The following is a 19,344-nucleotide window of genomic DNA, read 5'->3' on the forward strand; positions in this document are numbered from 1 at the left end:
AGGTCAGCCCTTCATCGCCACGACCGGCGGCGCGGTCTCGTCACCGGTGAGGCTCTTCTGCGCGGTGGCGGTGAACGCGGTGCCGCTGCCGGTCAGCTTGGCCTGGTACATCGGCTGGAGCAGGGCGTGGTCCTCGGCGCGGATGGTCATCTTGCCCTTGACCCCGTCGAAGCTCCAGCCCTCCAGCGCGGTGACCATCTTGTCGACGTCGTCGCCACCCTCCTGCGCCGCGCGGACCACCATCTGGGCGGCGGCGAAGCCGTCCGGGTGGAAGAGGTCGACGGTGCCGACCTTGGCCTTGAGCGCCTTGCTGGCCTCGGTGTCGCTGGCTCCGTCGAAGTAGTGCGACAGGAAGGAGATCTTGCTGCCGGCCGCGCCGAAGGTGGGCCAGGAGGCGCGGATGTCCAGGCCGGTGACGACCGTGGTGGAGGAGAGCACGCCCTGCTGGTCGAGGGTCTGCCACATCGCCGGGGCGGTGGTGCCGGCCCAGGCGACGAAGAGCAGGTCCGGCTTGGCGGCCTTGATCTGGCTGGCGAACGGGGTGAACTCGGTGGCGCTGGCCGGGGCGCGCACGCTGCTGACGGTCGCACCGGCACCGCCGATGACGGCCTTCACGGCGGCCTCGTTCGCGTCGCCGAAGGCGCCGTCCTGGGCGAACACCACGACCTTCTTGCCGGTCGGGTCGCCGATGAACGACTTCGCGGTCACCACGTCCTGATAGGACTGGCGGCCCGAGCGGAAGGTGTACTTGTTCGCGGCGGTGACCGCGTCCGTCGCGGCCGGCCCGGAGATGAAGAGGACCTTGTTCTGCGCCGCGATCGGGGCGACCTGGAGCGCCACGCCGGAGGCGGTGGAGCCAGCAATGATCTTGCTGCCCTTGCCGATGAGGTCCTTGGCCGCGGAGACCGCCTTCGCCGGGTCACCGGCGTCGTCGACCTCGGTGAGTTCGATCGTCCGGTCGCCGACCTTGTTGGTGCCCTTGGTGGCGTAGTCGAGGCCGGCCTTGAACCCCTCGATGTACTGCTTTCCATAGCTGGCCAGCGCACCCGACTGGGAGTACACCAGGCCAACCTTGACCGGGGCGGCGCTGTCGCCGCCGCCGGAGGCGGTGTCCTGCGGGCTGCCACAGGCCGTGGCGGCCAGCGCCGCGGCCATCATCGTGGCGGCGGAGAGGAACACCCGCCGCGTCGTCCGGACCGTCATTGCGACTCCACGTGAGGACTCGGAGGGAGGGAAACTCATTGTCGGCTCACGCTAGAAGTGACGTCACCCACGGGCTATGTGGCCGAAACACACAAGTAACCGGAGTGGGATGGCCGGCCGTTACAGCGAGCTGCCCATACCCGCCTCGACGCCGCACGGCGATGGGCGTGGTCTCCGTCTTCTCCGCACCTCATGTGTCGGCCCCGGCCATCGACCGCGATACCGGCCCGCACGGCGCTCGCGCCGCCGCACGTCCGGCCCATGAGCGACACAATTTCAGGGAAGTCGCCGCCGCGAAGCGGGGGCGAGGCCGCGACTTCTTTGAAGTTGCGCGGCACCGCGCTCTCTCATCGCGCGCGGTGGTGACGGGAGGAAACGGCGCTGGCCCGGCACCCGGGGACGGGTGACGGGCCAGCGGTTTCGGGGTGGGTCAGGCGAGGCCGGCGCGGGCGGCGACGGCGGTGTCCGGCTGGTCGGTGAAGACGCCGTCCAGGCCGAGGCGGAAGAAGAGCTCGTACTCGCTGGTGATGTCGCCACGGGCGTTCGGGTCGTTGCCGATCCGGAAGTCCGTCGGCAGGAACTGGTTCTCCACCCGGAACGTCCAGGCGTGCACGACCAGACCCTCGCGGTGGGCGTCCCGCACCACGTTGGTCGGGGCGAGCAGCTTGCCCGCGGCGTCCCGCGGCACGATCAGGTTCTTGTGCGCGCCGATGCCGTCGGCGTAACCGGCGATCCACTTCAGCCCGGCCGCGGTGGCCAGGTCCTGGTAGGTGCGGGCGTCACCGGCGACGGTGAAGTCGTAGGGGCGGCCGGTGGCGTCGAGCAGCTGGGCCAGCCGGACGTCGGTCATCCGGGAGAGCTTGCGCAGGTTCGCCGTCTCGAAGGACTGGATGATGACCGGCGAGTTCTTCCGGGTCAGCTTGTTGGCCCGGAGCACCTTCAGCAGCGGCTCCTCCAGCGGCCGCCCGATCGCGGCGAAGTAGCTCGGGTGCTTGGTCTCCGGATAGATGCCGATGGTGCGGTTACGCGCCCGTCCCTCGGTCCGGGCCAGGTCGATGACCTCCTGGAGGGTGGGCACCTGGAACTGACCGTCGAACGCGGTGTTCGCGACCCGGACCTGCGGCAGCCGCTCCTTGGCGCGCAGCGTCTTCAGCTCGGCCAGGATGAAGTCCTCGGTGAACCAGCCGGTCACCGACACGCCGTCGATCGTCTTGGTCGCCTTACGCGCGGCGAACTCCGGGTGCGCGGCCACGTCGGTGGTGCCGGAGATCTCGTTCTCGTGCCGGGCGACGAGCACGCCGTCGCGGGTCGAGACCAGGTCGGGCTCGACGAAGTCGGCGCCCATCCGGATCGCCAGGCGGTACGCCTCAAGGGTGTGCTCCGGGCGGTAGCCGCTCGCACCGCGGTGGCCGATCACGAGCGGCCGGTCGCTCGCCCGGGACTGTCCCCGGTCGGCGGCCGGCTCGGCCGACGCGGCCATCGTCGGCACGGCCACGGCGGCGGCCAGCAGCCCGGCGGCCAGGCCGAGGGCGGAAAGGGTACGTCGCAACGCGGTCTCCTGTCGTCGTCGGTGGAACCGCCACAGCAGACCGCCCCGGGTTGACCGGAAGTTGGTCGATGCCTGGCCGGCAGGTGAAGTTCCGGATCGCGGGTTCACTCACCCCGATACCGACGGAAAAGGAAGATTGTCTGGTGCGCCGGTTCTTTCGACACCCCGTACGGCTGGTGCCGTTCGCCTTCCTGGTGCCGATCCTGATCGGCACCGGACTGCTGTCGATGCGCGCGGCCACCGTCGACTACCAGCCCGCGCCCTTCGTCACCGCGCTCTTCACCTCGACCTCGGCGATCTCGGTCACCGGGATGGCGATCAACGACACGCCCAACTACTGGTCCATCTGGGGACTGGTCATCATCACCCTGCTGACCCAGCTCGGTGGCCTCGGCATCCTCACCGTCGCCGCGCTCGTCATCCTGCTGGTCAGCCGGCAGCTCGGGCTCCGCAACCGGCTGCTCGTGCAGGCCGAGACCCAGGAGTTCGGCGTCGGCGACGTGGCTCGGCTACTGCGCCGGATCGCCGTGACCGTCTTCGCCTGCGAGGCGGCGATGGCCGCGCTGGTCGCCGGGCGGCTCTGGATCAGCTACGACTACACCCTCGGCCGTGCCCTCTGGTCCGGCACCTTCCACGCCGTGCAGGCGTTCAACAACGGTGGCTTCGCCCTCTACACCGACGGCCTGCTGGCCTTCTCCCAGGATCCCTGGGTGGCGCTGCCGCTGGCGTTCGGCGCGATCATCGGCGGGCTGGGCTTTCCGGCGCTCTTCGAGGCGGTCCGCGAGTGGCGGACACCGGTCCGCTGGGCGGTGGCCACCAAGCTGACGATCTGGGGCAGCGTGGTGCTGGTGGGGTTCGGCTTCCTCTGGCTGCTCATGACCGAGTGGACCAACCCGCGGACCATCGGCCAGTACGACATGCCGGGCAAGGTGCTCGCGTCGTTCACCCAGATCGCGCTCAGCCGCACCGGTGGGTTCGAGGTACTCGACATCACCGGGCTGCGCGAGGAGAGCTACCCGCTGCTGGTGGCGTTGATGTTCATCGGCGGCGGCAGCGCCAGCACCGCCGGCGGGATCAAGGTCTCCACCTTCTTCCTGCTCGCGTTCGTCATCTGGGCCGAGCTGCGCGGCGAACCGGACGTCTCGGTCGGGAACCGCCGGGTGGCCAACGCCAGCCAGCGGCAGGCGCTGACCGTGGCGCTGCTGAGCGTCGCGCTGGTCGCGCTCGGCACGCTGGCGGTGATCCTGCTGACCCAGGGCACCCTCTTCTACCAGGCGCTCTTCGAGGTCACGTCGGCGTTCAGCACCACCGGCCTCACCGTCGGGCTGGCCCAGCGGATGCCGGAGAGCGGGCAGGTCCTGCTGACCGTCCTGATGTTCATCGGCCGGGTCGGCCCGCTCACCCTCGGCTCGGCGATCGCGCTGAACACCCGGCGCCGGCTGTACCGATACCCGGAGGAGCAACCCATTGTCGGCTAGGCGCGCGGACGACAGCGGTGTCGTGGTGATCGGGCTGGGCCGGTTCGGCTGCCACCTGGCCGGCTCACTGACCCGGCTGGGTCACGAGGTGTTGGCGATCGACCGGAACTCCGAGCAGGTGCAGCGCTGGTCGGCGCAGCTCGAGCGGGTGGTGCAGGCCGACTCGACCGAGGAGGACGCGCTACGCCAGCTCGGGGTCACCTCCTTCGGGCGTGCCGTGGTCGCCATCGGCGCGTCGGTGGAGGCGAGCGTGCTCAGCGTGCTGGCGCTGGCCGAACTCGGGATCGAGCAGATCTGGGCCCGGGCCACCTCGACGAAGCATGCCAAGATCCTGTCGTCGGTAGGCGCCCGCCACGTGATTTTCCCCGAGGCGGAGACCGGCGAACGGGTGGCTCACCTGATCGTCACCCGGATGCTGGACTTCATCGAGTTCGGCGACGACTTCGCCATCGCCAAGGTGCGCGTACCGGAGGTGCTGGCCGGCCGGCCGCTGTCCGAGATCAGGCCGATCGAGCGCTACGGGGTGCGGGTGCTCGGCGCCAAGCTGCCGGGCCAGCAGTTCCAGTACGCCTCGGACGCCACGGTGCTGCAGGCCGGCAGTGCGCTCGTGGTGGAGGGGAGCATCGAGCAGGTCCAGCGCTTCGCCCAACTGAGCTAACGGCCGGAGGAGCGAGCAGCCCGACCTACCTACCGCCCTTGCCCGGCCCACCGCCGGGCCCCTTGCCCTTGCCGGGCTTCTCGGGCTTCGCCTTGCTGCCGCCGGCAGCGCCCCGGGTGGAGGTGGCGGCCTTCGCGGGCGCCTTGGTCGGCACGGCCTTGGTGGGCGGTTTCGGTGCCGTCCCGGCCACCCCCGAAACCTGCACGCCGCAGCTCCGGTCACCCAGGCTGAAGTGCACCGGCAGCGGGTTCCCGCCGGTGTAGCGGCCGGTCAGGGTGAGCTTCTCGGCGGCGCCGGGCGCCAGCGCGATCCGCTCCGCCGGCGGCCGGACGACCACCGTGCGGCCCTGTTGGCTCGCCGACGCGGGAGTCGCCCGGGTCACCGTCTGCTTCCCCGGGAAGGTGAAGCTCATCGCCCAGTCGCGCAGCTCCTGGTCGCCGGTGTTGGTGAGGGTCAGCTCGGCGGCGAAGTCCTTGCCGGAGTCGGTGCGCAGCGCGTACGCGACCTGGCAGGGCACCGGCTTCTCCGCCCCCATCCGCGCCTCGGTGGGCTGCTCCATCCCCCCGCTGGCCGGGCTGCGCCCGGTCACCCCCCACAGTGCGGCGGTGACCGCGATCAGACCGGCCGCGGCCACGCCGGCCTCCACCCGCCAGCGCCGGGCCACCGACCGCCGGTTGCGGGTACGCGAGAACGGCAGCGCGTCGGTCGCCGCCGACCAGGGCAGGATCGTGGTACCGGCGTTCGCCAACGTTACCGGGCCCACCGGCCCGCCGGCCGGCGAGACCGGCACGGCGGCGAGCAGCCCGGCCGCCTCGGCCAGGGTGCCGGCCAGCTCGGCGGTGCCCGGCCGGTCCTCGGGGCGCTTCGCCAGGCAGCGCCGCACCAGGTCGGCAACCTCGTCGGGGAGCCCGGGCACCGCCGGCATCGGCCCCGGGTCGGTGTACATGTGCGCCCGCAGCATCTCGGTGGTGGTGCTGGCCTGCCACGGCAGCCGCCCGGTGAGCATCCGGTAGAGCAGCAGGCCCACGGCGTACACGTCGGTGGCCGGCGAGACCTGGCCGTTGTCCAGCCGCTCCGGCGCCAGGTAGGCGGGAGTGCCGAGCAGCGTGCCGTCCGCGCCCTTCTCGCTCTCCCCGACCAGCGCCGAGATGCCGAAGTCGACGACCTTGACCCCGGTCGGCGTCAGCATCACGTTGCCCGGGGTGACGTCCCGGTGCACGACGCCGCGGGCGTGCGCGGTGGCCAGCGCGGAGGCGACCTCGGCGGAGATGGTCACCGCCTCCCGCCAGGGCAGCTGCGCCTCCCGGCCCAACCGGCTGGTCAGCGGGGCGCCGTCGACCAGCTCCATCACCACGTACGGCACGGTCAGCCCGACCTGCTGGGACTCGCCGTAGTCGTACACGTTGGTGATGTTGGGGTGGCAGAGCCGGGCGGCGGCCTGCGCCTCAATGCGAATGCGGTGCCGGAAGGCCCGGTCGCTGGCCAGCCGCGACGCGAGCACCTTGACCGCGACCTGGCGGCCGAGCACCTCGTCGTAGCCCCGCCACACCACGGACATGCCGCCCGCGCCGAGCTGCTCGATCAGCCGGTACCGCTCACCGAGCAGTTGCGCGCCGTTCCGGTCCCCACCGCCCATGGTCGGAGTTGTTGCCCGGTACCGACCCGCCTACACCTGGCAGGCCGAATTCGGTTCGCGATGTCACCCGTTCAGGCGGTCGCCAACAGCTGGTCCACCGGCGCGTAGTCGTCGGTCAGCACCAGCGCCTCGCCCACGAAGTCGGTCAGCTCCGCGCCGGAAATCAGGCTCGCCCGCACGTCCACCTCGAGCAGCCGGGCGCGGACCGCCTCCAGCGGCAGCGGCGCGTCCGAGGCGACGATCACGAAGTTGGAGCCCTGCTCCCCGGCCAACGCCTCCGGCGGCGCGATCAGCGCCACGTGCCGGAACTCGGTGGCGACCGTAGCCAGCTCGCTGCGGATGAAGCGCAGTGGCGGGTAGTCGATGACGTTCTGCACGTAGACACCGCCCGGGCGGGTGACCCGACGGATGTCGGCCGCCATCTCGCGGGTGGCCAGGTGCCAGGGGACCACCAGGTGCCCGAACGCGTCGCCGACCACCAGGTCACGGCTGTCCACCGGCTCCCCGGCCACGAGCATCCGGGCGTCGCCGGTCACCGCCCGCAGGTCCGGCCCCTGGCGTACGCCGAGATCGCGCTCGCCCAACTCGATGAGCCCGCCGTCGATCTCGAAGACCAGGTTGTCGGTGCCCGGCCGGGTGGCGGTCAGGTAGCGCGGCACGGTGAACCCGCCGCCGCCCAGGTGCAGCGCGTCCAGCCGCTGCCCGGCGGGTGCGACCACGTCGGCCACCGCGCCGAACCACTTGGTGTACGCGTACTCCAGGTGGCGCGGGTCGTCGAGGTCCACGTAGGAGTGCTGCGCCGAGTTGAGCAGCAGCGTCCGCCCGCTCGCCCGGTCGGGATCGGCCTCCACCTTCGCGCAGTGGTACGCGGTCTCGATGTCACACGGGTTCGGCGCGACCGTGGTCAGCCCGGCGCCGACCAGACCGAGCACCGCGAGCGCGGCCTTGGCCCGGGCCGGACCGGGCAGCTCGGTGCGCGACTGCCGGCGCAGGTACCAACCGACGCAGAGGCCGGTGACCCCGAGCGCCACCGCCAACGCCAGCAGGATCACCGTGCTGGGCAGCGCGGCGACCAGCACGAAGCCGGTGAGCAGGGTGGCGGTGATGCCGCCGAGGGTGCCGATGCCGGAGAGCCGCCCGACCACCTGGCCGGTGCGGCGCAGGTCGGCGAGCTGGAGCTTCACCACCAGCGGGGTCACCGCGGCGAGCAGCACCGCCGGGACGAAGACGGCCAGCGCGACGAGCAGCAGGATGGCGCTCGCCGCCCCGCCCCGCAGCACCTCGCCGGCGTACCGGACCACCGGCAGGGTGATCGCGGTGGCGATGCCGGCCAGCACCAGCGCGGGGGCCAGCAGCGGGCGGGGGTCACGCCGGTCGGCCAGCCAGCCACCGGACCAGGCGCCGTAGGCGATCGCGGCCAGCGCGATGCCGATCACCGAACTGGTGACCTGGAGGGTGACTCCGACGTACGGGCCGACCAGGCGCAGGGCGGCCGTCTCGAGCACCAGGACGGCGCCGCTGGCGAAGAAGACCAGGAACGCGGCGAGGCCTCCTGGCAGGGCGCGGACGGGATCGCCCGGTACGGGGGGCGCGGTCGGGGCCGCAACCTCGGACGGTGGGGAGCTCATCGTCGCGATGGTACGCAGCCGACCTGGCTTCGCGCGTCAGTACATCGAGAGATGAACATGGTTCGTGTGGCTAGCCGCCGGGCTGCCACTGCCGCTGTAGGAGCGCCAGCCGGTGCCGGGGTGCCAGATCTGCCGGTACCAGATCACGTAGAGCACGCCCAGCCGGTTCGCGTTGCGCACGTGCCAGGCGGCGAGGCTGTCGCCGTACGCCTTGTCGCCGCCGGTAGCGTTGCGGTCCTCGAAGCCGTTGGTCGCGGCGGCGAAGTCGCAGGCCCGCCCCTTGGGATGCTCGCCGCCGCCGCCGCTGCGGTAGCAGGAGACGTACCGCTTGTAGCCGGCCGCCTTTGTCTGCTGCAGGGCGTTCAGGGTGCGCGGGGTGATGCAGCCGGAGGTGGTCGGATCGTTCACCGAGCAGGACTCCGAGGGCCAGGATCCGTCGGAGTTGCGCGGCGCCGGCTTCGCCGAGGAGGAGCTGCCGCCGCTGAACCCGCCGCTGGTGCCCGAGCTGACCTCGGCCAGCGCCGCCTCGGCCTCCTTCTTCTTCTTCGCCATCACAGCGAGCTGCTTCTGCTGCTCACGCACCTCGGCGTCCATGGCGAGCTTGGCCTGCTCCGCCTGCTGACGCGCCTCGGTGAACGAGCGCAGCCGCCTGCTGTCGCGCTGCGCCATCAGGTCGAGGTTGGCCGCCCGCTCCAGGAAGGCCTCCGGGGAGGCGCTGTTGAGCAGCATCGACGTCGGGGTGAGTCGACCCACCCGGTAGGACTGCGCGGCCACCTCGCCGACCTGCGCGGTCAGCTCGGTCACCCGCGCCTCGAGGGTGCCCATCTCGGCGACCAGCTGCTTCTGCCGGCGCTTGGAGTTGTCCAGCTTCGCCTTGGCCTCGATGTGCGCCTTGGCGGTGGCCTCCAGGGCGTCCTGCAGCTTCTTGGTGCCACCCTCGTTCGGCTCCGCATAGGCGGGCACCGCGCCGCTGCCGAGCAGCAGCGCGACGGCGGCGAGCAGGGCGATCAGCGGGCCGCGGGCGCGACGCCGGCTGGGCATGGTCGTGGGCACGACTGCGTCCTTCCGTCGACCGCCGGCCCCCCGGTTGATCCTGCGCGGCGGCGGTCCCGCCGGCGCCGATCGGCGGCCTGCTGGCGGTGACCGCCGGTCACGATACCGGACCGACCGGCGCTGATCCGCCCCCCGAACGCCGGTGGCGCGGATCCTCGACGCACCGTGTCTGAGCGGTCGCCGAACGCGTCGATCAGTCGGCCAGCAGGGCCTCGCGCGCCTCGTCCCACACCCGCTCGTTCGCCGCGACCAGCAGGCCACGGCCGTCGTCGGCGGGGTGGTACTCGCTGCCGTCGAACCGCCGGGCGACCCCGCCCGCGGCGCGGACCAGCAGCGCGCCCGGCGCATGATCCCAGGGCAGGGTGCGCCAGAAGAGCGCGAACTGCTGCTCTCCGGTGAGGATGTCGAGGTACTCCCGGCCGGCGCAGTGCTGACCGGGGAGCAGCTCGCCGATCCGCGAGCCACCGGCCTGCACCCGGTCGCGGGCGGCCGGTGGCAGGAACCGGGTCACCGCCATCCCCCGCAGCGCGCTCGGCGCGGGATCCGTTCCGCCGTTCTGCACCAGCCGCCCGTCGAGGTACGTCCCGAGGCCGAGCCGGGCGGTGGCGAGCGTGTCGGCCAGCGGGTCGAGCACCCAGGCGGCGACCGTCTCCCCCTCGGTCAGGAGCGCGATCATCAGGGCGAACGGCCGGCGGCCGGCGGCGAAGTTGGACGTCCCGTCGACCGGGTCGACCAGCCAGACCTCCCCGCCGCCGCGCAGGTGCCGGAGCAGCCCCTGATCCTCGGCGACCGCCTCCTCGCCGACCACCACCGAACCGGGCCGGAGCCGCCGCAGGCCGGCCGAGATCAGCTCTTCGGCCCGCCGGTCCGCGACGGTGACGATCTCACCGGGCGCCTTCTCGGCGACGTCGGCGGCGTCGAGCTTGCGGAACAGCGGGACGACGACCTGGTCGGCGGTCTCCCGCAGCAGCGTGCCGACGTCGTCCAGCAGGGTGTCAGCCACGCGGCGGCAACTTGACCACGCTGACGAAGAACTCGTCGATCTGCCGGACCACCGAGATGAACCGCTCGAAGTCCACCGGCTTGGTCACGTAGGCGTTGGCGTGCAGCTGGTAGCTGCGCAGGATGTCCTCGTCGGCCTGGGAGGTGGTGAGCACCACGACCGGGATCCGGCGCAGGTCCTCGTCGTTCTTGATCTCCTCCAGCACCTCGCGGCCGTCCCGACGGGGCAGGTTGAGATCCAGCAGGATCAGGTCCGGGGTCACCGCTTCCGTGTACTGGCCCTCGCGGCGCAGGTAGGCCAGCGCCTCGGCGCCGTCGGTGACGACGGTCAGCCGGTTGCGCAGCTTGTGCTCCTCGAACGCCTCCTGGGTCATCAACACGTCACCCGGATCGTCCTCGACCAGCAGGACCTCGATCGGGCTCTTGCCGTCTGCCGGCGCTGTCATCCCACCGTCTCCCTCATGCCACCCGTTCTACCGCCTTCCGGCGCCGCGTCCGTGCGGTCTGGCCGGTCTGCCCGCTCCGGTTGCTCCTGCTGCGTGCCACCGGCCGGCGTCGCGGCGTCGGACGGCTGATCGGCGTCCGGCCCGTTCGGCGACGCCGTCGCGCCGTCCCCCGTCGAGCCCTCCGCCGTGCCCGGCTCGGCGGCGGACGCCTCGGTCTCCGCGGGCAGCGCGGGGAGGGTGAACCGGATCGCCGTCCCCTCCGGGACGTCGGTGTCCACCCAGACCCGGCCACCGTGGTACTCCACGATCTTCTTCGCGATGGCCAGCCCGATCCCGGTGCCCGGGTACGCGTCCTTGGAGTGCAGCCGCTGGAAGATGACGAAGATCTTGTCGGCGAACTCCGGCTCGATGCCGATGCCGTTGTCCTCGCAGCTGATCTCCCACTCGTCGTCGACCAGCCGTGCCGAGACGTGCACCCGCGCCGGCACGTCCGGCCGGCGGAACTTGATCGAGTTGCTGACCAGGTTGGCCAGCAGGTTGGTGAGCAGCGGCTCCTCACCCCGGATCACCGGCAGCTCGGACCAGGTCAGCTCGGCGTCCGCGTACTGCCGCGCCGCCTCGGTCTGGCCGGCCACGTCGCCCATCACCTTGTTCAGGTCGACCTCGGTGAAGCCGGCGGTGAGCCGACCGATCCGGGAGAACGCCAGCAGGTCGTTGATCAGCCGCTGCATCCGCTGGGCCCCGTCCACCGCGAACGCGATGTACTGGTCGGCCCGCTCGTCCAGCTGCCCGGCGTAACGGCGCTGGAGCAGCTGGCAGAAGCTGGCCACCTTGCGCAGCGGCTCCTGCAGGTCGTGCGAGGCCACGTACGCGAACTGCTCCAGGTCACGGTTGGAACGGGTCAGCTCCTCGGCCTGCTTCTGGAGCTGGCTGTTGACCCACTCGATCCGCTCCCGGGCCTCCCGGACCTCCGCCAGGTCGGCGGCGATCTTCTGCCGCATCGCGTCCACGTCGTCGGCGAGCCGCAGGAACTCGGGTGGGCCGGCGCCGGCGATGCGGTGCTGGAAGTCACCCTCGGCGACCTCCCGGACCTGCTCGGCGAGCCCGGTCAGCGGGCGTACCACCATCCGGTCCAGCGAGAGCACCAGCAGCAGGCCGGCGACCACCACCACGAGCCCGGCGGCGATCAGCAGGACGACCAGCAGGTTGCCGGTCCGGCGGATGTTGTCGGCGTTCTGCTCGCGCGCGCTGAGGATGTCGCCCTGGAGTTCCTCCACGGCGGCGCGCACCCCGTCGAACTGCTGGCGGGACTGTTCGGTGATGAGCGCCTGACCGGCGGTGGTGCCGTTCTGCTCGGTCGTGGTGATCACCGGGACGGCGACCGACTGTCGCCACTGTTCCGTCTGCTGCTCGACCTCTCCGAGCTCTTCCTCGACCTCCGGGTACTCGGCCAGCAGTCGCCGCATCGAGGCGACCAGGTCCTGCTCCTGCTGCACCCCTGCCTCGTACGGACCGAGGTCGGCCCGGTCGCCGCTGACCGCGAAGCCCCGGACCGCGGTCTCCTGGTCCAGCAACGCATTGAGCAGCTCCTGGGCCTGCACCCGGAGCGGCCCGGTGGTGTTCAGCAACGCGTCGACGTGGGTGCGGTTGCGCGCGGCAACCGCGGCCTCGGCCGCGGCCAGCCCGACGAGGAGGACGCCGACGACGGCGAGCAGCGTGACCACCCGCTGGCGCAGGCTCCAGCGGGACGTACCGACCTTCACCGGCCACCACCTCGGCTGACCATCAGCATGGCGACGTCGTCGGCGAGCGGGCCGCCGTTGATCTGCTCGGCCCGCCCGACCAGCCAGGCCGGCAGCTCGGGCAGCGGCACCGACCGACTGGCCGGCTCCTCCAGCAGGCGGTTGAGGCCGGGCACGTCGAGCCGCTCGTCGCTGTCGCCCACCCGCCCCTCGATCAGTCCGTCGGTGTACATCAACAGGGACCAGTCCTCAGTGTCGAACTCCAGGTCGTAGGCGACCGGCCGGCGGGGCCGGACGCCGAGCAGCCGGCCGCCGGGCGCCGGAACCGGCGCCACCCCGCCGCGGGAGAGCAGCAGCGGCGGCGGGTGCCCGGCCAGGCGTACGGTGGCCCGGTTGGCGTCCAGGTCGAGCCGGGCGGTCGCCACGGTCGCGAAGATCTCCTGGAGCCGGCGCTCGCTCATCAGCACCTGCTCCAGCGCGGGCAGCACCTCGTCGTCGGGGACCCCCGCGAGCACCAGGGCCCGCCAGGCGACCCGCAGCTCGACGCCGAGCGCCGCCTCGTCCACCCCGTGCCCGCAGACGTCGCCGACGATCAGGTCGACCCGGTCGGGCCGGGTCTGCACCACGTCGTAGAAGTCGCCGCCGATCAGCGCGGCGTGCCGGCCCGGCCGGTAGAAGGTGTGCACCGCCACCTGGTCGGTCGACATCAGCGGCTGGGGCAGCAGGCCCCGCTCCAGGCGAGCCGACTCGGCCTGGCGCAGCTCGACCTCGCGCAGCCGGCGGGCGTTCTCGTCGGCGCGCTTGCGCTCCACCGCGTAGCGCAGCGCCCGGGTCAGCAGGACGCCGTCCACCTGCCCCTTGACCAGGTAGTCCTGGGCGCCTTCGGCCACCGCGACGATGCCCAGGTGCTCGTCGGAGCGCCCGGTCAGCACGCAGACCGCCGCGCCGCTGGACATCTCCAGCACCTGGCGCAGCCCGTCCAGCCCCTGTGCGTCGGGCAGGCCGAGGTCGAGCAACACGCAGTCGACGCCCATCACTCGCTGGCGGGCCTCGCTGAGACTGGTCGCCACCAGCAGGTCGATCATCGAATTAGTCTCGGCCAGCAGCTCGCCGACGAGGAAGGCGTCGCCCTCGTCGTCCTCCACCAGCAGCACCCGGAGCCGCTCGCCCGGCAGCGCCTGGGGGTGTCCGCCCTGGACAAGCGCCCGCGGCACGACGGAGGGACCGGTCAGGCCGGCCCCCCGGTGCGGCCGGGTCACCGCCGCGAGACGCGGGAGATCGCTGGTGATGTCGGGCTCCTTCCGAGTGCCCTGCTGATCCTGTATTAGACAACGGTCGCACACAACACGACGGGCTCGGCATCGGCGGGGATGGGGCGGATCACTGCCCGCTATGGGGCAAACCGGTCCCTCACGTCGGGCTCCCGGGCGGGTGCGCGTCCCGGGCATCCCGTCGCGGGGCCTGTGGGGGCAGGATGGGGCCACCCAGCCCCCACCGCCCCACCCCGAGGAGTTCCCGTGGGCGCACCCCCCACCCCCGCCGCCGACCGCGCGCCGGCCCGGCCGGGTCCGCGCGTGCCCGCCGCCGACCGGGCGATGGCCCGGCCCCGCCGGCGGCTCGCCGCTGCCGCGGCGGCGCTCGTCGCGTTGGTCGCCGTCGGCGCGGGCAGCCTGCTCGACCTGCGCACGCCGGCGCCCCGGCCGACCGGTGCACCGACCGACGAGTTCAGCGCCGGCCGGGCGTACGAGAACGTCAAGATCATCGCGGCCCGGACGCACCCGGCCGGAAGCCCGGCCAACGAGCAGGTCCGCGCCCACGTCGAGCAGGTGCTACGCGGGCTGGGCATGGAGACGCAGGTGCAGGACACCGTGGCGCCGGAGGCCGGGCAGCTCAGCGGCGCCGCCGGCGGCGCCACCCTGGCCCGGGTCCGCAACGTGGTGGCCCGGCTCCCCGGCACCGACCCGACCGGCCGGGTCTTCCTGGTCGCCCACTACGACTCGGTGCAGACCGGCCCGGGCGGCAACGACGACGCCGCCGGCACCTCCACCATCCTGGAGGTGGCCCGCGCGCTGGCCGCCGGCCCGCGACCGCGGAACGACATCGTCTTCGTGCTCACCGACGCCGAGGAGGCCTGCCTCTGCGGCGCAGCCGCGTTCGCGGCCAGCCACCCGCTCGCCGCCGACGGCGGCGTGGTGCTGAACCTGGAGGCGCGGGGCTCCACCGGCCCGGTGATCATGTTCGAGACGTCCCGGAACAACGCGAAGCTGGTCGACGTCTTCGCCCGGGCCGCGCCGCACCCGGTCGGCACCTCGTTCGCCGTGGAGATCTACCGGGCGCTGCCCAACGACACCGACTTCACCGCGTTCCTGGACAAGAACTTCGTCGGCCTGAACTCGGCGTACATCGACGGCGGGGCGATCTACCACACCCCGCTGGACACCCCGGCGGCGATGGACCGGGCCAGCCTCCAGCAGCACGGCGACAACGCGCTCGGCCTGGCCCGCGAGTTCGGCCGCACCGATCTGACCGACCTGCGTGCCGGCGGCGACGCCAGCTACTTCCCGGTGCCCGGCGGGCTGGTCCACTATCCGGGCTGGCTGACCCTTCCGCTGGCGCTGCTGGCGCTGGCCGCCGTGGTCGCCGTCGGCTGGCTGGCCCGCCGCCGCGGGCGCACCACCGGGGGCCGGTTGGCCGCCGGCTTCGGGCTGGCCCTGGTGCCGATCGTGGCCGCCCCGCTCGCCGCGCAGCTGCTCTGGGCGGCGGTCACCGCGATCCGGCCCGGCTACGCCGAGCTGCTCGACCCGTACCGGCCGATCTGGTACCGGCTCGCCGTCCTGGCGCTCGCCGCCGCCGTCCTCTTCACCTGGTACGCGCTGACCCGCCGCTGGATCGGTCCGGCCGCGCTGGCCATCGGCGGGCTGGGCTGGCTGGCCGCGCTCGGGGTGCTGCTGGCCGTGGCGGTGCCGGGCGGGGCGTACCTGACCACCCTGCCGGCGCTGGCCGGCGCGCTCGCCGGGCTGATCGCACTCGGCACCCGCGTCGACGGCCCGTGGCCGGTGGTCGCGGTGACCGTGGCCGGCGCGGTCGGCGTGGTGATCCTCCTCCCCACGGTGGTGCTGCTCTTCCCGGCGCTCGGCATGGCGATGGGCGGGGTCGCGGCGTTGGTGGCGGTGCTGCTGGGGCTGGCCGCGCTGCCGGTGGTGGATCTGCTGCACCCGCAGGCCGGCGGGCAGCGTGGCCTGGTCGCGGCCCGGGCCCGGCGGCTCGGCGCGCTGCCCGCGGTGGCCGCCGTGGTCGCGGCGCTGGTGCTGGCCGGCGTCGGCCTGCGGGTCGACCGGTTCGACGCGGCGCACCCCGCGCCCACCCACCTGATGTACGCCCTGGACGCCGGGACCGGCCAGGCCCGCTGGCTGAGCCACGAGGCCGAGCCGCAGCCGTGGACCGACCGGTACGTGGACGGGGTGCAGTCCGTCGCCGACGACTTCCCCGGCCTGGGCGACGGTGACCTGCGCACCGGTCCGGCGCCGGCGGCGAACCTGCCGGCGCCGAAGCTGGAGGTGCTCGCCGACAGCGGCCCCGGCGCCGAGCGCACCCTGCGGGTGCGGCTCACCCCGCAGCGCCCGGTCCGCCTGGCCACCCTGCACGTGGACTCGGCGACCGCGACCGTGCTGCGCGCCGAGGTGGCCGGCCGGGCCGTGCCGGTCGAGGCGCGGGCCGGCCGGTGGGGCTTCGGGGTGGTCTTCCACGCCCCACCCGCCGAGGGCGTCGAGGTGACGCTCACCGTCACGCCGAAGGCGGAGCGGGTCGAGCTGCGCGCGATGGACGCCAGCGACGGCTTGGCCGAACTTCCCGGCTTCCAGCCCCGGCCGGCGGACGTCGGGATCGTCGGGTCGCACAGCTCGGAGATGCTCGCCGTCGCCCGGACCTACCCGGTCTGATCGGAACGCGGGTCGCCAAGAGTGGCCAGCCGGCCTCGATAGGCTGTCTCGTCGGCCGCACCGAAGATGGTCGGCTGGCTCTCTGGTCCTGGCGAGGGGCGGTTCTGGCGATGGTGGACAGACAGGACGTCGAGGCGGCCGCCGCGCTGATCGGCGGCCGGGTACGGCAGACCCCCGTGCTCACCCTCGACGGCGGCGAGCTTGGTGTGCCCGGGCGGCTCAGCTTCAAGCTGGAACTGCATCAGCACGCGGGCTCGTTCAAGCCGCGTGGCGCGTTCAACCGGATGCTCCAGGGGCCACTGCCCGCAGCGGGCGTGCTGGCCGCGTCGGGTGGCAACCACGGTCTCGCCGTCGCCTACGCGGCCCGCGCCCTGGGCGTCCCGGCCGAGGTCTTCGTGCCGGTGACCGCGTCCCCGGTCAAGGTGGAGCGACTGGCCGGGTTGGGCGCCACGGTGCAGCAGGTCGGCCAGCACTACGCGGAGGCGCTCGCGGCGAGCACCCGACGGGCCGAGGAGACCGGTGCGCTCGTGGTGCACGCGTACGACCAGCCGGAGGTGGTCGCCGGCCAGGGCACCCTCGGCCGCGAACTGGAGAAGCAGGTCGACGGGATCGACACGGTGCTGGTGGCCGTCGGCGGTGGCGGCCTGGTCTCCGGCATCGCGACCTGGTTCGACGGCGGGGTGCGGGTGGTGGCCGTCGAACCGGAACAGATCCCCACCCTGCACACCGCGCTGAAGGCCGGTCGCCCGGTCGACGTCGAGGTGGGCGGCATCGCCACCGACTCGCTCGGCGCCCGCCGGATCGGCGAGATCGCCTTCGACACCGCCCGGCGGACGGGCGTGCAGTCCGTGCTGGTGCGCGACGAGGATCTGGTGCGCGCCCGCCGGCTGCTCTGGTCGGAGCTACGGGTCGCCGCCGAACTGGGCGGGGCCGCCGCGCTGGCCGCGCTGCTCGGCGGGGCGTACGTGCCGGCGGCGGGCGAGCGGGTGGCGCTGATCGTCTGCGGCGGCAACACCGATCCGAGCGACCTGGCGACCGCCCGTCCGCACTGACGGCCTTCAGCGTCGTGGGTCGCGGTCGAAGACCCGGTCGAGGTGGTAGGTCAGGATCGCCAGCGCGGCATCGCCGTCGCGCTGACCGCCGAGCACGCTGGAGCCGAGGCCGTTGGTCAGGGCCAACAGGCCGGCGACCACCGTTTCCGCGTCGAGACCCGGGTCCACCTGTCCCGCCTCCTGCGCCGTACGGAGATGACCGGCGAGGAAGCGTTCCAGCGCGTCCGGATAGACGGTGCCGTGCCGTGCCGCGAGTTCCGGCTCGGCGAGCACCAGCGTGTAGTACGCCGCGTAGGTCCTCGTCAGCCGGCGACTCTCCTCGTCCGTCGGCAGGACTGCGGTGAGGGTGCCGTAGATGACGCTGCGCGGGGTCGGCGGTGTGCCGAGCGCCCGGATGCGGTCCCGGACCCGGGCGGAGAGTTGTTCGCCGAGGTAGGCGAGCGCGCCGAGCAGCAACTCGTCCTTGCTGTGGAAGTAGTACTGCACGAGCCGCAGCGACACGCCGGCCTCCGCCGCCACCTCGCGCATGCTCGCCGCCTGCAGGCCCCGGGTGTTCGCGATGCGCAGCAGCGCCTCGCCGATCTGTCGGCGACGCACGTCGTGGTCCACGCGCTTGGGCACGGCGCTCCATTCGGTTCGGGGGTCGCGGTCGTACGCGGTCTGTCACTCGGCCTATCACGCCGTCCGGTTTTGATGATACACTTGTATCACTAAAGCCGACCAGGATCGGGGGCCGCCATGTCGACCGACCGCATCAGCGAGTTCACCAGCGACCGGGCGCGCCGCAAGTTCCTCGCCGCCTACACCCGCACCTTCGATCGACTGTGGCCGGCCGACCACACCGCCCTTGACCTGCCCACCGCCTTCGGCACGGCGCGGGTCTACCGGACCGGCCGACCCGACGGGACACCGGTCGTGCTGCTGCCCGGCGCCGGCGGCAGTTCCCTCATGTGGCACCGCTACGTCACCCGACTCGGCGCGGAACGCCCGGTGCTGGCCGTCGACCCTTGCGGTGAGCCGGGTGGCTCCACCCAGGACCAACCGATCAACGGCGGCGCCGACCTCTCGCAGTGGCTCGGCGAGGTCCTCAACGGCCTCGACGTCGACCGCGCGCACCTCGTCGGCTGCTCCTACGGCGGCTGGACGGCCCTCCAGCACGCCATCAACGCGCCGGACCAGGTCGCCAGCGTCACCCTGCTCGACCCGGCCGGGTTCGGCAAGGTCACCGGTCGCTTCCTCGCCTGGGTGATCGTCGGCGGTCTCGCCGGCCTGGCACCCCGGCCGCTGCGCCGACGAGCCGCCCGCTGGCTGCACAACACCACCCTGCTCGACGACGACCTCATGCGCCTCGCCCTGGTGACCGCGGGCTTCCGCCGCCGGCTGCCCGTCCCGCCGACCCTGACCGACGAGGAGCTGCGGGCAGTGGCCGCCCCGACCCTCGTACTGCTCGGCGAACGCAGCCAGATGTACGACTCGGCGCTGGTCGCCGCCCGGATCCGAAGCCTGGCCTCCGCCGCCCGGGTCGAGATCGTCCCCGGCGCGGGTCACGACCTGCCGATGTACCACCCCGAGCTGATCATCGACTGGACGACCGAATTCCTCGCCCGCGCCGAGACCCCGGCCTGACTACTTCCAGCGGAAGTGCACGAAGAGGCGGCCGAAGTTCTTCGAGTCCTTCTCGACCCGGTGGTAGAGCTGCTTGACGTCCTTCTGGTCAAGGAACCGCAGCACCCGCTTCTTGAGCTGGCCGGAGCCCTTACCGGGGATGATCTCCACGAGGGTGGCCTTCTTCGCCACCGCCTCGTCCATGATCCCGCGCAGCGCGCGGTCGATGTCCTGCCCCTTGTTGAAGATCTCGTGCAGGTCGAGCTTGAGCTTCACGACGTGCCCACCTCCAGCTCAGCTCCCATGACGGCCCAATGGTAGGCCCGGACGGAACGCGACGGGGCAGCCCCGTGG

16 protein-coding genes are annotated in these 19,344 nt (G+C 72.7%); 5 read left to right on the forward strand and 11 right to left on the reverse strand.

Annotation, left to right across the window (positions count from 1 at the left end; all coding sequences use genetic code 11):
* Positions 1 to 3 precede the first annotated feature (3 nt).
* Together ACIBBA_RS01455 and ACIBBA_RS01460 are read right to left on the reverse strand one after the other, a co-directional pair.
* Positions 4 to 1,203 carry a substrate-binding domain-containing protein gene (locus tag ACIBBA_RS01455; protein ID WP_357056360.1) on the reverse strand — a complete coding sequence of 400 codons (1,200 nt, stop codon included), beginning with the start codon at positions 1,201 to 1,203 and terminating at the stop codon, positions 4 to 6.
* Between the two features lie 430 nt (positions 1,204 to 1,633).
* The gene (locus ACIBBA_RS01460) at positions 1,634 to 2,752 is read right to left on the reverse strand and encodes a glycerophosphodiester phosphodiesterase (protein WP_396692691.1); all 1,119 of its coding nucleotides are present in this window, start codon (positions 2,750 to 2,752) and stop codon (positions 1,634 to 1,636) included.
* Positions 2,753 to 2,895: 143 nt separating this feature from the next.
* On the opposite strand from ACIBBA_RS01460, the gene ACIBBA_RS01465 reads away from it, so the two are divergent.
* Together ACIBBA_RS01465 and ACIBBA_RS01470 are read left to right on the forward strand one after the other, a co-directional pair.
* Positions 2,896 to 4,230 (forward strand): TrkH family potassium uptake protein, encoded by a 1,335-nt coding sequence (locus ACIBBA_RS01465; protein ID WP_396692693.1) that lies wholly within the window; start codon positions 2,896 to 2,898, stop codon positions 4,228 to 4,230.
* Positions 4,220 to 4,888: a potassium channel family protein gene (locus ACIBBA_RS01470; protein ID WP_396692695.1), complete on the forward strand. Its 669-nt coding sequence runs from the start codon at positions 4,220 to 4,222 to the stop codon at positions 4,886 to 4,888. The genes ACIBBA_RS01465 and ACIBBA_RS01470 overlap by 11 nt, the downstream gene beginning before the upstream one ends.
* Before the next feature lie 25 nt (positions 4,889 to 4,913).
* Here the strand turns inward: ACIBBA_RS01470 and ACIBBA_RS01475 are convergent, their stop codons facing one another.
* The 7 genes from ACIBBA_RS01475 to ACIBBA_RS01505 form a co-directional block, all read right to left on the reverse strand.
* Complete coding sequence (locus tag ACIBBA_RS01475; protein WP_396692697.1) at positions 4,914 to 6,524, reverse strand: protein kinase; 1,611 nt, start codon at positions 6,522 to 6,524, stop codon at positions 4,914 to 4,916.
* Between the two features lie 71 nt (positions 6,525 to 6,595).
* Positions 6,596 to 8,152 carry a fused MFS/spermidine synthase gene (locus ACIBBA_RS01480; protein WP_396692699.1) on the reverse strand — a complete coding sequence of 519 codons (1,557 nt, stop codon included), beginning with the start codon at positions 8,150 to 8,152 and terminating at the stop codon, positions 6,596 to 6,598.
* A 36-nt stretch (positions 8,153 to 8,188) separates the two neighbouring features.
* Positions 8,189 to 9,205, reverse strand: a complete 1,017-nt coding sequence (locus ACIBBA_RS01485; RefSeq protein WP_396692700.1) for a coiled-coil domain-containing protein — start codon at positions 9,203 to 9,205, stop codon at positions 8,189 to 8,191.
* 193 nt (positions 9,206 to 9,398) lie between these two features.
* Positions 9,399 to 10,208 carry an inositol monophosphatase family protein gene (locus tag ACIBBA_RS01490; RefSeq protein ID WP_396692701.1) on the reverse strand — a complete coding sequence of 270 codons (810 nt, stop codon included), beginning with the start codon at positions 10,206 to 10,208 and terminating at the stop codon, positions 9,399 to 9,401.
* A complete protein-coding gene (locus ACIBBA_RS01495; protein ID WP_350875582.1) occupies positions 10,201 to 10,653 on the reverse strand; it encodes a response regulator in 453 nt (150 codons plus the stop codon). Before ACIBBA_RS01495 ends, ACIBBA_RS01490 begins: the two co-directional genes overlap by 8 nt.
* Entirely contained in the window at positions 10,650 to 12,416 is a 1,767-nt protein-coding gene (locus ACIBBA_RS01500) for an ATP-binding protein (RefSeq protein WP_396692703.1), read from the reverse strand. Before ACIBBA_RS01500 ends, ACIBBA_RS01495 begins: the two co-directional genes overlap by 4 nt.
* Positions 12,413 to 13,609 carry a PP2C family protein-serine/threonine phosphatase gene (locus tag ACIBBA_RS01505; RefSeq protein ID WP_396692705.1) on the reverse strand — a complete coding sequence of 399 codons (1,197 nt, stop codon included), beginning with the start codon at positions 13,607 to 13,609 and terminating at the stop codon, positions 12,413 to 12,415. The genes ACIBBA_RS01500 and ACIBBA_RS01505 overlap by 4 nt, the downstream gene beginning before the upstream one ends.
* 303 nt (positions 13,610 to 13,912) lie before the next feature.
* On the opposite strand from ACIBBA_RS01505, the gene ACIBBA_RS01510 reads away from it, so the two are divergent.
* Both ACIBBA_RS01510 and ACIBBA_RS01515 read left to right on the forward strand, forming a co-directional pair.
* Entirely contained in the window at positions 13,913 to 16,333 is a 2,421-nt protein-coding gene (locus tag ACIBBA_RS01510) for a M28 family peptidase (RefSeq protein ID WP_396692707.1), read from the forward strand.
* Between the two features lie 110 nt (positions 16,334 to 16,443).
* The gene (locus tag ACIBBA_RS01515) at positions 16,444 to 17,385 is read left to right on the forward strand and encodes a threonine/serine dehydratase (RefSeq protein WP_396692709.1); all 942 of its coding nucleotides are present in this window, start codon (positions 16,444 to 16,446) and stop codon (positions 17,383 to 17,385) included.
* Positions 17,386 to 17,391: 6 nt separating this feature from the next.
* On the opposite strand, the gene ACIBBA_RS01520 is transcribed toward ACIBBA_RS01515, so the two are convergent.
* Positions 17,392 to 18,006 (reverse strand): TetR/AcrR family transcriptional regulator, encoded by a 615-nt coding sequence (locus ACIBBA_RS01520; protein ID WP_396692711.1) that lies wholly within the window; start codon positions 18,004 to 18,006, stop codon positions 17,392 to 17,394.
* A gap of 117 nt (positions 18,007 to 18,123) precedes the next feature.
* Here ACIBBA_RS01520 and ACIBBA_RS01525 point away from each other — a divergent pair, with 117 nt between their 5' ends.
* Positions 18,124 to 19,011 (forward strand): alpha/beta fold hydrolase, encoded by an 888-nt coding sequence (locus ACIBBA_RS01525; protein ID WP_396692713.1) that lies wholly within the window; start codon positions 18,124 to 18,126, stop codon positions 19,009 to 19,011.
* Here the strand turns inward: ACIBBA_RS01525 and ACIBBA_RS01530 are convergent, their stop codons facing one another.
* The gene (locus ACIBBA_RS01530; protein WP_007465523.1) at positions 19,012 to 19,266 is read right to left on the reverse strand and encodes a Smr/MutS family protein; all 255 of its coding nucleotides are present in this window, start codon (positions 19,264 to 19,266) and stop codon (positions 19,012 to 19,014) included. It abuts the gene before it with no gap.
* Positions 19,267 to 19,344 lie beyond the last annotated feature (78 nt).

The organism is Micromonospora sp. NPDC051006 (assembly GCF_044456245.1).
Classification (GTDB): Bacteria; Actinomycetota; Actinomycetes; order Mycobacteriales; family Micromonosporaceae; genus Micromonospora.